The sequence below is a fragment of the Pedobacter sp. TM02 genome (assembly GCF_059705275.1).
Map to the genome: position 1 here is coordinate 1,373,941 of NZ_AP046530.1, position 16,899 is coordinate 1,390,839.

General features: G+C 47.9%; 5 protein-coding genes. 4 read left to right on the forward strand and 1 reads right to left on the reverse strand.

All coding sequences use genetic code 11. From position 1 onward, the window contains the following. The first annotated feature begins 422 nt into the window (after positions 1-422). The 3 genes from AC6H1S_RS05905 to AC6H1S_RS05915 are packed head-to-tail and all read left to right on the forward strand — an operon-like array spanning position 423 to position 14,923. Positions 423-11,888 (forward strand): CLIPPER-2 domain-containing protein, encoded by an 11,466-nt coding sequence (locus AC6H1S_RS05905; RefSeq protein WP_497565502.1) that lies wholly within the window; start codon positions 423-425, stop codon positions 11,886-11,888. A gap of 38 nt (positions 11,889-11,926) precedes the next feature. Beyond that, positions 11,927-12,940: a PorP/SprF family type IX secretion system membrane protein gene (locus AC6H1S_RS05910; protein ID WP_199140177.1), complete on the forward strand. Its 1,014-nt coding sequence runs from the start codon at positions 11,927-11,929 to the stop codon at positions 12,938-12,940. 27 nt (positions 12,941-12,967) lie between these two features. Further along, positions 12,968-14,923, forward strand: a complete 1,956-nt coding sequence (locus tag AC6H1S_RS05915) for an OmpA family protein (protein WP_497565503.1) — start codon at positions 12,968-12,970, stop codon at positions 14,921-14,923. Between the two features lie 366 nt (positions 14,924-15,289). On the opposite strand, the gene AC6H1S_RS05920 is transcribed toward AC6H1S_RS05915, so the two are convergent. Then, positions 15,290-16,270 carry a GlxA family transcriptional regulator gene (locus AC6H1S_RS05920; RefSeq protein ID WP_497565504.1) on the reverse strand — a complete coding sequence of 327 codons (981 nt, stop codon included), beginning with the start codon at positions 16,268-16,270 and terminating at the stop codon, positions 15,290-15,292. Positions 16,271-16,434: 164 nt separating this feature from the next. On the opposite strand from AC6H1S_RS05920, the gene AC6H1S_RS05925 reads away from it, so the two are divergent. After that, positions 16,435-16,845 carry a VOC family protein gene (locus AC6H1S_RS05925; protein ID WP_199140183.1) on the forward strand — a complete coding sequence of 137 codons (411 nt, stop codon included), beginning with the start codon at positions 16,435-16,437 and terminating at the stop codon, positions 16,843-16,845. The last annotated feature ends 54 nt before the right edge of the window (positions 16,846-16,899 follow it).

Consider the following 16,899-nt stretch of genomic DNA (forward strand, 5'->3'; position numbering starts at 1 on the left):
TCTGCCTTGTGGCGCCCAAGCCCGCTCGTTGGTTCGCCTATTTTCAGACAAGGTATCTTTATTTCAGCTTCGAGCCTTTTTTAAGCCCTTATAGCGATGTTGATTTGCGATGTATCATCCGTGCGGCATGATGTCCACGCCGCACGGATGACTCGTTTTTTAGGCCTTTGCGCCTACATATTTGCGACGAGTTTATAATAGATATAAAACGCTGTTTGAATATGATACAACTTTACAAACGAATTCTCTATTCATTTATTTTCCTTTTAGCTACATTCTGTTCATCAAATGTGTTTGCAGATGGGTCAAAAGATTTATACCCAAGTGGTGCCAGTGGCAGAAGGGCCTTGCTTTTAAGTTCATCTGGTTCGGCGAATACAGGTAGCTGGCCATTTCAAAGTCGCGGCACCATAAAAGTATTCGTGAAAAATAACGAATATATCTATATGGGCTCGAGTGCTCAAGGTATAGGTGGGGGAACAATCAATGTGTTTAATCCTAGTACGGTTCCTAATGCAAACAGGGATAACTATAATAGTAGTTCTGGCAATAGCACATCTACCGGCCGTATTGGTACGAGAGCACAAGAATTAGCCGGAGCATTACCAGCATCAGGAGGTTATACCCCTTTTGTAATACAGAATACAACTGGAGCTGACGGTATTTTTGAAATAGACTTCATTTCTCCAAATGTTACTTTCAGTGGAAATCCAAGTGTACCTACGGTAAGTGCAAATGCCAGTTGGACAGCAACCAATACATCAGAGCAACCTTCTAATCAGCCATTAATTTTGGCCTGGGATGTAACGGTACGATCGGCAGCAGCCGCGCAAACAGATTTGGTTACCTATCCATTTAAATCGGGAAGAGCCTATACTAACGTATTCAATGCACATATTGTTAACGATTATAACTCAGCAACAGGCGGTTTTTATGGTAAGCTTTATGTATTGACCAAAGATGGATTTGCTTACCAAGTAAGTGGCAATGGGCAAGTAGGCGTAGGTTTTACTTTTTTTGCGAATAATAGGGGGTATACTACAGGTGCAAACGGTACAGGTACTTCAACGCGTAAAAGTTTAAACTCTTCCACCAATCCAAATGTAAAAAACCCAAATGAAACGGATGATGGACTCAATATTACCCATAAACTCTTTTATGCAAAGCCTTCCAATGAGTTGCCCGAAACGTCTACGGCACAAGGAGCAACAACCTGGGTAAAGGCGGCAAGTCCGCAGTTTCCTACTGTATCTAATATCTCCTTTTTGGGGGTAGAGGGATCGGCCACTTATGTGAGTTCTAAAGGAGCCTATGTCAATTTTACGTCTAACTTGGCCGGTTCATATAAAATAACTATACCGGGTAACGGCAATTTTATAGACAGGGTACTGATTGGCAGCTGTGTTGCCGGAACGAATCAGGTTTATTGGGATGGAAAAGCGGGGGCTTCTGTAGCCGACCCTATTACAGCTGGTTTGGCCACGCCACCAGGAACGGTTTTAAATACCATTAAGGTACAACTATTTGGCGCAGAGGTGCATTTTCCCTTCATCGACGTAGAAATCAATCCAAATGGTATTATTACCGAGCAATTAACTACTGATGGAAACTATACGGTTGTCCCTGGTAAGGATGTCGTTTATTGGGACGATAGCGATGTCAATACTACAGGTAACAGTGCCAGTGCGACGCCATCATCTCCAACAAAACCAACTTTTGGTGTAAATGGTGTTTCAAGTACTACTAATGGCCATAAATTTGGTAAAAACAGTAATAATGGCGGGGCTGGAGATACAGATTGGGGAAATAACAGGGCGCTGGATACCTATTCCTTCGTGGAAGGTAATGAGGTAACACAAACCATCAGTGCCACCATTTATCAGGCCGATTTAGAGGTAACCAGTATCACGCCTTCGGTAACTACGCAACAGGTAGGCAATACGGTAACCTATACCATCGTGATTAAAAACTTACAAAATGCACAAAGTGTTAGTGACGTAACAGGAGCAACCTTTGGCTTTGAATATCCGGCAGGTTTTACCATCAATTCGGTTAATTTAACAACCAATACAGGTACCGTAGTGGCAACTTCGCCGGTAACAACTGCGACCAAATATACGGCTACTTTGAGCATGACCAATGGCTCGCAAGCCACGTATGTGATTACAGGTACCATCGGACAGGCTTTAAAAAATACAACAGTTACGCCAAGGGCAACTATTTTAAGGCCAGCTGATATTGCCGATCCAGATGCTACCGATGAAAGTACGCCAACCTTCTCGGGCAACGTTGATACCGAGTGTAATGGTAATCCGAGTGGAGTAGGTTGTAATAACATCAAAACTGCTGCCGGTGTAACCATTACCAATTCGCCTCCTGTGGCCAATATCGATGTGAACAGCACCAACATGAACACCACCTTAACAGTGGCAGCCAGTGGTGTGTTGACAAATGACAGCGATGTAGATGGAGATGCTTTGACTGTAACCAAATACACCATTGGTGGTGTCGACTATACCGCAGGTACTTCACATCTCATCCCAGGAAAAGGAACCATTACCCTTAATGCCAACGGTAGCTATACTTTTGTACCGGTAACCAACTTTACAGGTGCGGTTGATGTAATTACTTATACGATAACTGATGGTACGGCGACAACAACCAGTACCTTGACCTTAAATGTAATTCCAACCAATGTTGCACCAGTTGCCAATCCAGATGTCAAATCGACCAATGAGGACGCAACACTGACGGTAAGTGCGGCTAATGGCGTACTGGCTAATGATACTGATGCAGATAACGATCCCTTAACTGTAACCAAATATACTATCGGTGGTATAGATTATACCGCAGGTACTTCGCATCTTATTGCTGGAAAAGGTACAATTACCCTTAATGCCGATGGCAGTTATACTTTTGTACCCTTGGCCAATTATAATGGCCCGGTTGATGTAATTACTTATACCGTTAGCGATGGAACGGTAACTTCTACCAGTACCTTAACCATAACCGTTGATCCTGTTAACGATGCACCTTCATTTACCAAAGGAGCCGACCAAACCATTACCATAAGTTCTACAGCAGTAGTTAAAACTGTAAACGGTTGGGCAACGGCATTAAATGCTGGTCCAGCTGATGAAAGTGGCCAAGCGTTGAATTTTATCGTAAGCAACAATAACAATGCTTTATTCACTACACAGCCAGCCATTGATGCGGCAGGGAATTTAACCTATACGCCAGCACCAAATAAATATGGCAAGACAACGGTAACTGTTCAAATTCATGATAACGGAGGAACTGCAAACGGAGGTGTTGACACTTCTGCACCGCAGACTTTCGAAATCATTATCAAGCCGGTAGGGGCTACAGATACGGATACCACGCCTATCAATACGGCCGTAACCACTACGGTAACAGCAAACGACGGCGCAAGTGGTATCGGAACAACTGTGGTGAAAGGCACCGACCCGAGCCATGGAACCATTACGGTTAATCCTGATGGTACCATTACTTATACGCCATCAAATAATTATGTTGGCCCAGATAGCTACACCTATATTTTAAGAACACCTGATGGCGTAGATTCTGATCCAATTACCGTAAACATCACAGTTTACAAAGCAGAAATTACTGTTGCAAAAGACGGGGTATACAACGATACCAATGCCGACGGCAAGGTAAATGTAGGCGACCGCATCAACTATACCTTCGTGGTAACCAATACGGGTACTGTTCCGGTAACCAATATTACACTAACCGATGTAAATGCCACGATAACTGGCGGGCCAATTGCCACTTTGGCTGCTGGTGCGAGCAATAATAGTACTTTTACCGGATATCATGTGCTTACCCAAGCAGACTTGGATAATAGCGGTGTTTACAACTCAGCTACGGCTGTAGGTAAAGACCCTAAAAACAACGACGTAAGTGCTACTTCAACAGATCCAACGCCGTTGGCGCCAGGCGACCCTAACTATCCGGTAACGCCTCCAACGCCGGCCTGTCCAACCTGTACCATTACACCAATCGTACAGACAGGCAGCATGACCCTGGCCAAAGAGGGTACCTACAACGATACCAACGCCGACGGCAAGGTGAATGTGGGCGACCGCATCAACTATACCTTCGTGGTAACCAATACGGGCAACGTAACGCTGACCAACGTAACCGTAACCGACAACAACGCAACCGTAGCGGGCGGTCCGATTGCCTCTTTGGCGCCGGGCGCAAGCAACAACAGCACCTTCACCGCTTACCACGTATTGACCCAGGCCGATATCGACAACGGCGGGGTGTTCAACCTGGCAACGGCCAAAGGCAAGGATCCGCGCAACAACGATGTAACCACGACTTCAAACGACCCTACGCCGTTAGCGCCAGGCGATCCTAACTATCCGGTAACGCCTCCAACGCCGGCCTGTCCAACCTGTACGGTAACACCAATCGTACAGACAGGCAGCATGACCCTGGCCAAAGAAGGTACCTACAGCGATACCAACGCCGACGGCAAGGTTAATGTGGGCGACCGCATCAACTATACCTTCGTGGTAACCAACACGGGCAACGTAACGCTGACCAACGTAACCGTAACCGACAACAACGCAACCGTTGCTGGCGGTCCGATTGCCTCGTTGGCACCGGGCGCAAGCAACAACAGCACCTTTACCGCTTACCACGTGTTGACCCAGGCCGATATCGACAACGGCGGGGTGTTCAACCTGGCAACGGCCAAAGGCAAGGACCCGCGCAATAACGATGTAACCACGACTTCAAACGACCCTACGCCTTTAAATCCTGGCGATCCTGGCTATCCGGTAACGCCACCAACGCCGGCCTGTCCAACCTGTACGGTAACTCCAATCGTACAGACAGGCAGCATGACCCTGGCCAAAGAGGGTACCTACAACGATACCAACGCCGACGGCAAGGTTAATGTGGGCGACCGCATCAACTATACCTTCGTGGTAACCAACACGGGCAACGTAACGCTGACCAACGTAACCGTAACCGACAACAACGCAACCGTAGCGGGCGGTCCGATTGCCTCTTTGGCGCCAGGCGCAAGCAACAACAGCACCTTCACCGCTTATCATGTATTGACCCAGGCCGATATCGACAACGGCGGGGTGTTCAACCTGGCAACGGCCAAAGGCAAGGATCCGCGCAACAACGACGTAATAACTACCTCGAACGACCCTACGCCGTTGGCGCCAGGCGATCCTAACTATCCGGTAACGCCTCCAACGCCGGCCTGTCCAACCTGTACGGTAACTCCGATCGTACAGACAGGCAGCATGACCCTGGCCAAAGAGGGTACCTACAACGATACCAATGCCGACGGCAAGGTGAATGTGGGCGACCGCATCAACTATACCTTCGTAGTAACCAACACGGGCAACGTAACGCTGACCAACGTAACCGTAACCGACAACAACGCAACCGTAGCGGGCGGTCCGATTGCCTCTTTGGCACCGGGCGCAAGCAACAACAGCACCTTCACCGCTTACCATGTATTGACGCAAGCTGATTTAGACAACGGCGGGGTGTTCAACCTGGCAACGGCCAAAGGCAAGGACCCGCGCAACAACGATGTAACAACAACATCCAATGATCCAACGCCGTTGGCGCCAGGCGATCCTAACTATCCGGTAACGCCACCAACGCCGGCCTGTCCAACCTGTACCGTTACGCCAATCGTACAGACAGGCAGCATGACCCTGGCCAAAGACGGGGTATACAACGATTTCAATGCTGATGGTAAAATAAATGTGGGCGACCGCATCAACTATACCTTCGTGGTAACCAACACGGGCAACGTAACGCTGACCAACGTAACCGTAACCGACAACAACGCAACCGTAGCGGGCGGTCCGATTGCCTCTTTGGCGCCGGGCGCAAGCAACAACAGCACTTTCACCGCTTACCATGTATTGACCCAGGCCGATATCGACAACGGCGGGGTGTTTAACCTAGCTACTGCGGAGGCTAAGGATCCTAGAAACAATAACGTAACCGTTACCTCAACCGATCCAACGCCATTGGCACCTGCTAGTCCAAACTATCCGGTAACGCCTCCAACGCCGGCCTGTCCAACCTGTACGGTAACTCCGATTGTACAAATTGGCAGCATGACCCTGGCCAAAGAGGGTACCTACAACGATACCAATGCCGACGGCAAGGTTAATGTGGGCGACCGCATCAACTATACTTTCTTAGTAACTAATACTGGTAACGTAACCTTGACCAACGTAACCGTAACCGATAACAACGCAACCGTAGTTGGCGGTCCGATTGCCTCTTTGGCACCGGGCGCAAGCAACAACAGCACTTTCACCGCTTACCATGTATTGACCCAGGCCGATATCGACAACGGCGGGGTGTTCAACTTGGCAACGGCTATTGGTAAAGATCCACGCAACAACGATGTAAGCAGAACTTCAAACGACCCTACGCCTTTAAATCCTGGTGATCCAGGCTATCCGGTAACGCCTCCAACGCCGGCCTGTCCAACCTGTACCGTAACTCCAGTTACGCAAACGGGTAGTATGACTTTGGCTAAAGAAGGCAGTTACTTCGATTTTAATGGCGATGGTAAAGTGAATGTTGGCGACCGCATCAACTATACTTTTGTGGTAACCAATACCGGGAACGTAACGCTGACCAACGTAACCGTAACCGACAACAACGCAACCGTAGTGGGCGGTCCGATTGCCTCGTTGGCACCGGGCGCAAGCAACAACAGCACCTTTACTGCTTACCATGTATTGACGCAAGCTGATTTAGACAATGGCGGTGTATTCAACCTGGCAAGCGCAACAGGTAAAGACCCGCGCAACAACGATGTAACAACAACATCCAATGATCCAACGCCGTTGGCCCCAGGCGATCCTAACTATCCGGTAACGCCTCCAACGCCGGCCTGTCCAACCTGTACCGTTACGCCAATTGTACAGACAGGTAGCATGACCCTGGCCAAGGACGGGGTATACAACGATACCAACGGTGATGGCAAGGTAAATGTGGGCGACCGCATCAACTATACTTTTGTAGTAACCAACACCGGCAACGTAACCTTGACCAACGTAACCGTAACCGATGTTAACGCAACCGTAAGCGGTGGCCCGATAGCTACTTTGGCTGTAGGTGCAATCGACAATACAACATTTACCGGTTACCATGTATTAACCCAAGCCGATTTAGACAACGGCGGTGTGTACAACTTGGCTACTGCCAAAGCCAAAGATCCGCGTAACAACGATATAACGGTTACTTCTACCGATCCAACACCGTTGGCACCTGGCGATCCAAATACGCCAATTACACCTCCAACACCGGCCTGTCCAACCTGTACCATAACACCAATCGTACAGACTGGTAGCATGAGTCTGGCTAAAGAAGGCGTTTATCAAGATGCCAACAGCGATGGCAAGGTAAGCGTTGGCGACCGAATCAACTACACGTTTGTGGTAACCAACACCGGCAACGTAACCTTGACCAACATTACCTTAACTGATAACAATGCTACCGTAGCTGGTGGCCCGATAGCGACCTTGGCTGTAGGCGCAAGCGATAACAGCACCTTCACGGCTTACCACGTGTTGACCCAGGCCGATATCGACAACGGCGGTGTGTTCAACCTGGCAACGGCCAAAGGCAAGGATCCACGCAACAACGATGTAACCGTTACTTCAACCGATCCAACGCCTGTTGCCCCTGGCGATCCGAACTATCCGGTAACGCCTCCAACACCGGCCTGTCCAACCTGTACGGTAACACCAATCGTACAGACAGGCAGCATGACTTTGACCAAAGAAGGTGCATACAACGATACCAACGGCGATGGCAAAGTAAACATCGGCGACCGTATCAACTATACCTTTAAAGTAACCAATACGGGCAACGTAACGCTGACCAACGTAACCCTTACCGATGCCAATGCAACCGTAGTGGGTGGTCCGATTGCTTCGTTGGCTGTAGGCGCAAGCGATAACAGCACTTTCACGGCTTACCATGTATTGACCCAAGCCGATTTTGATAATGGTGGCGTGTTTAACATTGCAACAGCTAAAGCAAAAGATCCAAAAAATAATGACATCACCACCACTTCAGACGACCCAACGCCACTGAATCCAGGCGATCCTGGCTATCCTGTAACGCCTCCAGTTCCGGCTTGTCCAACCTGTACGGTTACTCCGATTGTACAGACTGGTAGCATGACCCTGGCCAAAGATGGTGTGTACAACGATACCAACGGTGATGGCAAGGTAAATGTGGGCGACCGCATCAACTATACTTTTGTAGTAACCAACACCGGCAACGTAACACTGACTAACATTACGGTTACCGATAACAATGCCGTGGTAACAGGTGGCCCAATCGTTTCGTTAGCGGTAGGAGCCAGCGATAACAGTACCTTTACGGCTTACCACGTGTTGACTCAGGCCGATATCGACAACGGCGGGGTGTTCAACACAGCAACGGCCAAAGGCAAGGATCCACGCAACAACGATGTAACAACTACCTCGAACGATCCAACGCCGCTGAATCCTGGCGATCCGGGCTATCCGGTAACGCCGCCAACACCGGCCTGTCCAACCTGTACGGTAACACCAATCGTACAGACAGGCAGCATGACTCTGGCTAAAGAAGGCGTTTATCAAGATGCCAACAGCGATGGCAAGGTAAATGCGGGAGATCGTATCAACTATGCCTTCGTAGTAACCAACACCGGCAACGTAACCTTAACCAACGTAACCGTAACCGATGCCAATGCAACTGTTGCTGGCGGGCCAATCGCTTCATTAGCGGTAGGAGCTAGCGATAACAGCACTTTCACGGCTTATCATGTATTAACCCAGGCCGATATCGACAACGGCGGAGTGTTCAACCTGGCAACGGCCAAAGGCAAGGATCCGCGCAACAACGATGTAACAACTATCTCGAACGATCCAACGCCGCTGAACCCTGGCGATCCGGGCTATCCGGTAACGCCTCCAACGCCGGCCTGTCCAACCTGTACGGTAACACCAATCGTACAGACAGGCAGCATGACCCTGGCCAAAGAAGGTACCTACAATGATACCAACGGCGACGGCAAAGTGAATATTGGCGACCGCATCAACTATGCCTTTAAAGTAACCAATACCGGCAACGTAACCTTAACTAATGTAACCATTACCGATGCCAACGCAACTGTAGTGGGTGGACCAATCGCCTCATTGGCGCCGGGTGCAAGTGATAACAGTACCTTTACGGCTTACCATGTATTGACCCAGGCCGATTTTGACAACGGCGGGGTGTTCAACATCGCAACGGCCAAAGGCAAGGATCCACGCAACAACGATGTAACAACTACCTCGAATGATCCAACGCCACTGAACCCTGGCGACCCTGGCTATCCGGTAACGCCTCCAGTTCCTGCCTGTCCAACCTGTACCGTTACGCCAATTGTACAGACAGGTAGCATGACTTTGGCTAAAGAAGGTACCTACAACGATACCAATGCTGATGGCAAGGTAAATGCGGGCGACCGCATCAACTATACCTTCGTGGTAACCAACACGGGCAACGTAACCTTAACCAACGTAACCGTAACCGACAACAACGCAACCGTAGCAGGCGGTCCGATTGCCTCTTTGGCGCCGGGCGCAAGCGATAACAGCACCTTCACGGCTTACCACGTGTTGACCCAGGCCGATATCGACAACGGCGGAGTGTTCAACCTGGCAACGGCCAAAGGCAAGGATCCACGCAACAACGATGTAACAACAACATCCAATGATCCAACACCGTTGGCGCCAGGCAATCCTAACTATCCGGTAACGCCGCCAACACCGGCCTGCCCAACCTGTACGGTAACACCAATCGTACAGACAGGCAGCATGACTTTGGCTAAAGAAGGTACCTACAACGATACCAACGGCGACGGCAAGGTGAACATCGGCGACCGCATCAACTATACCTTTAAAGTAACCAACACCGGTAACGTAACGCTGACTAACATCACGGTTACCGATAACAATGCGGTGGTAACTGGTGGCCCGATAGCTACCTTGGCAGTAGGCGCAAGTGATAATAGCACCTTTACGGCTTACCACGTGTTGACCCAGGCCGATTTTGATAACGGTGGCGTGTTCAACATCGCAACGGCCAAAGGCAAGGATCCACGCAACAACGATGTAACGGTTACCTCAACCGATCCAACGCCTGTTGCCCCTGGCGACCCTAACTATCCGGTAACGCCTCCAGTTCCTGCCTGTCCAACCTGTACGGTAACTCCAATCGTACAGACAGGCAGCATGACCTTAACTAAGGATGGCGTATACAACGATACCAATGCCGATGGCAAGGTGAATGTAGGCGACCGCATCAACTATACCTTTAAAGTAACCAATACGGGCAACGTCACCCTGACTAATGTTACCATTAACGATCCAAATGCAACCGTAGTAGGTGGACCGATTGCCTCGTTGGCACCAGGTGCAATTGATAACAGTACCTTTACTGCTTATCATGTAATTACGCAGGCCGATTTGGATAACCGTGGCGTATTCAACTTGGCTACAGCTTCGGCAAAAGATCCAAGAAACAATACCATTACGGTTACTTCTACCGATCCAACGCCAGTGGCACCGGCCGACCCTAACTATCCGCTTACGCCACCAACACCAGCCTGTCCAACCTGTACTGTTACACCATTGGTACAAACCGGTGCAATTGCCTTGGTTAAAAAGGTAACCAACACCGGAACCGGAGTAGGAGGAGCGTTTGTATTGGGTAATCCAATTGAGTATACGTTTACCATGACCAACACCGGTAACGTAACCTTGGGCAACCTGGTGCTAACCGATCCATTACTGGGTGCAGGTGCAATTAATGTAGCAGGTACATTGGCCCCTGGCGCCTCAACAACTGTGGTAAGAACTTATGTAATTACAGCAGCAGATATTGCAAAAGGCAATGTAACTAACCAGGCACTTGTTAACGCAACCGATCCGGCCAACAAACCAGTAACCGACCAATCGGGTACCACAGCTACCAATGATACGCCTACGGTAACCGCCTTGGCCAAACCACCGGTAGCCAACAACGATAATGCAACTACGCGTCAGAACGATCCGGTTAAAATTGCCATCGAAACCAACGATGTGGCAGGTAGCACGCCAATTGTTCCGGCCAGCGTGGTCATTACCGTACAGCCTAAACATGGTACGGTAACCGTTAATGCCGATGGTACGGTAACTTATACGCCAAACCCTGGCTATGTAGGTGCCGACGACTTTACCTATACCGTAAAAGATACCAACGGACAAACTTCAAATCCGGCGGTTGTGAACATCACGGTAGTGGCCAGCAATCCGAAAGCGCTTGATGATGCTGATAAAACCCAGTTCAACAAACCGGTAGTTATTCCAGTAATCAAAAACGACGTGAAAGATGGCGCCGAACTAGATCCTACCAAGGTAGAAATCATCGGTCAGCCTAAAAACGGAACCGTTAAGGTAAATAGCGATGGTACCATTACCTATACGCCAAACAGTGGCTTCACCGGAAAAGATACCTTCACCTACCGCGTAAGAGATGCCTATGGCAACTGGACCAACGTAGCCAATGTTGAAGTAACTGTTGAAGGCTTCTTTATCCCTAACGTGATCACTCCTGACGGTGATGGCAAAAACGACTACTTTGTCATTGTAGGCTTGCCAAGCTATGACAGGGCTGAAGTTGAGTTCTACAACCGTTGGGGCAACCAGGTATACTATAGCAAAAACTACCAAAACAATTGGAATGGCGAGAACCTGAACGAAGGTACCTATTACTATACCATTAAGCTGATAAAAGGCAATACCAGCAGCACGATAAAAGGATGGGTTTTAATTAAACGTTAATCAGAAATTTTATCATGAGGTATTCAAGAGTAGAAATTATGAAAAAGCATTATATCAAAACAACAATCATTGGCTTAAGCTTAGTCCTTGCAGGTTTAAAACCTGCAGGAGCGCAGCAAAACATCCAGTTTACGCAATACATGTTCAATGCATTGAGCGTAAACCCAGCCTATGCGGGTTATAAGGAAGATTGGTTTGGCCAGATGGCGCTCCGTACCCAGTGGACGGGTCTAAATGGCGCGCCGAATACAGGGCAGGTTTCGATAGATGGCGTAGTAGATCCCGTAACCAAGCGTATGGGCGTAGGCTTGCAACTTACCGGCGATAAATTAGGCGCGCAATCATCGGCTTCGGCTTATGCCAATTTCGCCTACCGCTTAAGGCTCAATGCCGAAGATACCCAACGCCTGAGCTTCGGTTTGGCGCTAGGCGTAACCAACTATTCGCTCGATGGCACCAAACTCAACCCGGTTGATGCTAACGACCCTAATTTGCCAACCGGACAAATCAACAGCTATATTCCCGATGCGCGTTTTGGAGTTTACTATTACAATGAGAACTTTTATGTAGGAGCATCGGTTATGGATCTGCTGTCGGGCGACAAATCGAACAGCATTTTCAAGTGGGATGCCGGAACAACAGAAAACCTGAAGCGTAAGCGCCACATGTACATCATTGCCGGTATGCTCAACAACCTGTCAGACGAGGTAAGGTTAAGGCCAAGCATCCTGATCAAGGAAGATTTTAAAGGGCCAACCAGTTTAGATTTAAGCGCCATGTTCATTTTTAACGATAGGGTGTGGCTGGGCGGTTCTTACCGTACAGGCTTAAACTTGTGGAATAAAGCCTACAGCCAAAACATTTCACTAAGCAACGTCAATTCCATTTCGGGCCTGGTGCAGTTCAATGTAAGCAGCCGTTTCAGGTTGGGTTATTCTTATGATTATATGCTGAACAAGCTGAGCTCGGTACAGTCGGGTTCGCATGAGCTGACTTTGGGCATTACCTTCAACAGGTCGCTTAACCGTTTGCTAAGTCCGAGGTTTTTTTAAAGAAGGTTATTCCGTACAAATAGAATTATGAAGAAGAAATATATCATCATTGCCACATTGATTGCCTGGGGTGCCAGTTTAACCACTGTATTTGCACAAGAACAGTTTAACCTTCGCGATCGAGCCAAGAAGTTATATAACGAATATCAATATTTTCAGGCCGTTCAGCTTTTTCAAAAGCTGGTAGACGTGAAAAAGCCCAAGCTCGAAGATTTGGAAAGCTTGGCCGATTGCTATGTAAAAATGAAAGACTACGAGGCTGCCGAAAACTGGTACGCCCGCGTAGTAGCCGTTCCAGAAAGCAAGCCAGAAAACCTGATCTTGTATGGCGAAGCCCTCAAATCGAACCTTAAATATGCAGAAGCCAAAAAAGTGCTGCAGCAATATGCCAGTACCACCGGCGACAATGCCCGCGTAAGCGTAGATATTGCCGGTTGCGACTCGGCAGTGGTTTGGTTGGCCAAGCCTACAACGCACCAGATCAAAAACCAGGCGGGCGTCAATACGCCACTTTCCGAGTTTTCGGTGTTCCCTTACCAAAAAGGGGTGTTTTTTACCGGCGAGCCGAACAGCAAATCGCTTAAAGATTTGTACGGCCGTACCGGTCGGCCGTACTTGCGCATTTATACCGCAAACAGAAACGAAGCCAACGACCTGTCTAATGCGGCTATCGATTCGGTGATCTACAACAAAGGCGAATACCATATCGGTCCGGTAATTACCAATAAGCTGGGTTCGGTATTGTATGTAACCAGAACCACAACCGGCAAAACGGTAGAAGTAAGCACGGTTGGCAAAAACAAGTACAATACCAATAACCTCGAGCTTTATTTCTTTAAGCAACTGGCTGGCAAATGGGTAGAACAAGCTTTTGCCTATAACAATGTAGAAAAATATTCGGTGGGCCATGCGGCGCTTAGTCCGGATGAGAAAACCTTATATTTCGTTTCTAACATGCCTGGTGGCTTGGGTGGCACCGATATATGGTACTGCGAATTGCAGGAAGATAAAACCTGGGGGCAACCTCAAAACGCAGGCCCAAGCATCAACACCGTAAAAGATGAGATGTTTCCTACCGTGAGTGATGATGGTACCCTTTATTTTTCGAGCACTGGCTGGCCTGGAATGGGTGGCCTTGATATATTCAGCACTAAAGGCAGCAAGCAAAGCTGGTCTAAGCCTGAAAACCTCAAATATCCGGTTAATTCGCCTGCTGATGATTTTGCCTTCCTTACCATTAGCAACAACGATAATTTAACTACTGGATTTCTTTCGTCTAACCGCAAAGGCGGTGTAGGCAGAGACGATATTTATAGCTTTAGCCACAGGGGAGAGCAACCAAAAGTAATTTTGGCCCTAAAAGGAGATGTGGTTAATAAAAAGTCTGGTGAAATCATCCCAGCTGCTGCAGTTACGTTATTCAGTGCGGGTCGCCAAGTGGTGGCCCGCAAAAGCAGCACCGAGCAGGGAACCTTCCTGTTCGACCTAGAACCAGGCAAGGATTACCAGGTATTGGCACAAAAAGAGAAGTTTTATGCAGATTCTACAACAATTTCTACTAAAGGTATTGACAAATCCCAAACTTTTGCCGTAAAATTGCAGTTGGAACCATTGTATGAGATAGGCAAAGCCATCGCATTGCAAAATATCCACTACGATTTTGACAAGGATAACATCAGGGCTGATGCTGCCAAAATTCTCGACGAATTGGTACGCACCATGCGCGATAACCCAACACTGGTAATTGAACTAGGATCACATACCGATAGCCGTGGGGTTGATAGCTACAATTTAGACCTATCGCAGCGCCGAGCAAGATCTGTAGTGAATTATTTGGTAAGCAGGGGCATAGCCAGAGACCGGATGGTGGCAAAGGGATACGGAGAAACCCAATTGCTGAATAAATGTAGCAACGGCGTAAAGTGTACAGCAGCTGAACACCAGGCAAACCGTCGCACAGAATTTAAAATTTTGAAATATTGAAGATATAAAAGATATTAGCAGCGCCTGGTTGAGCTCGGGCGTTTTGTTAATGCAGCTGTTATAATCTGATCTAAGAGCGTTTATTAAGGATGAAAGCTAAAAAGATGAAGATCCTTGCCGTTGCAATTATCCTAATTGCATTCCTGGCATTGGTTCTTATCATCATTGACAAATTATCAGGGGATAATTTAAAATGAGACTCATTAGAAACAGCTACAAAGCCCGACCTAGGTCGGGCTTTGTTTTTTTATAAGGGCTTGGTCAATTAGTTTAATACTCGTTGGTCAATAGCCATCATTGACCGTCCAAAACCCTCCCCCTTTCCACCTTCCACCTTCCACCTTCTACCTTTAACCTTCCACCTTCTCAAGAAACCAACATCTTTTTATGGTATTTATTGCGGTAGTCGATAGGGGTAAGACCGGTTATTTTCTTGAAAACATCCCTAAAAGCCTTGGTGTCGGTATAGCCCACATCAAACATCACCTCGGTAATGTTTTTCCGGCTCGATTCGAAACTGCGTTTAGCAGCCTCTATTTTTACCCTTTGTATATATTCGATTACCGTGTTGTTGGTAGCCTTTTTAAAGCGACGTTCAAAGCTTCTTCGGCCCAGAGCCACCATATCGGCCAATTGGTCAACCGTTAACTTGTCTTGGTAGTGCTCGTCTATAAAATCCTGGGCTTTTTTAATTTCTTCGTCGTTGTGTTTCTTTTGCCCCTGAAACATCATAAAGGCCAATTGGTTTTCGCGATCAATATCGATGGCAAAATACTTGGAAGCCAAGATGGCCGTGTCGCGGTCGGTATATTTCTCTACCAGGTAAAGCAGCAAGTTCCAATAAGAATTGGCGCCTCCGCTCGAGTAAATACCCCGTTCTTCGGTAATGATGCTGCCATCAACCAGTTCAACATTCGGGAACATGTTTCTAAAGTCTGTGGCCAAATGCCAATGTGTAGAACACTTTTTGCCATCCAGCAATCCGGTAGAAGCCAATAAAAAAGCCCCTAAACATAGCGAAACCACTTCGGCGCCTTTGCGGTATTGCTCTACTATCCAGGGTTGCAGTTCCTTGTTCAGCTCCACGGCGTGGCTCATGTCGCCACTCAGGGCAGGAATAAAAATCAGGTCGGTTTTGGCAAGGTCGTCAATAAGCGTATCGGTATGTACCGAAAACAGGTTGTTGTTCAGCTTCATCTCTTTTTTTACGCCCACCAACTGTACATGGAACAAGGGAGCCTTGCCGGATGCGGTCAAAAAATCATTCACCGTGGTAAATAGATACCGGGGGTCTGCAATGGCTTCTATCACAGCAGTTTCGGGTACAAGGATGGAGATGTGTTTCATGGGCCGTATTTAATTTTGATGAAACAAATATAAGCGAAGGCTTTGTCGCAAACAACCCCTCGAATTGTCTTTTATACCCTATTCGGCACAAAGGGCTACAGGCTAAATTTGTAAGGTAAATAACAGTAAATATTGTTTTTTATCCTCATCAAGAAGTTTAACAAATGGCGCAGCTTTATTCATATCTTACTTTTAATGGCAATTGCAGGCAGGCCATGACCTTTTATCAAAGCTGTTTGGGTGGCGAATTGGAACTGCAAACCATTGGCCAAGCCCCCTTAAGCGAACCCTTGCCCGCCAACATCAAAGCCTATATTGTACAGGCTACTTTGCGTAAAGACAATTTGGTGCTCATGGCAACCGATATGGTAGCCAATGAGGGCTTAAACTCGGGCAATTCGGTGTCGCTGTTGCTCAATTGCCAATCAGAACAGGAACTCCATCATTATTACCGTCAATTGGCTAGGCAGGGCCAGGCTACCCAACCTTTAGCAACCAATTTTTGGGGTGCCATATTCGGTTCGCTAACCGATCAGTTTGGTGTCAGGTGGCTGTTAAATTATGATCAAAGTTAGTTTGCTGGTTCATTAGCCTATTGGGCAGGGTGGTGCGTGGGTTGATTCCGCAAA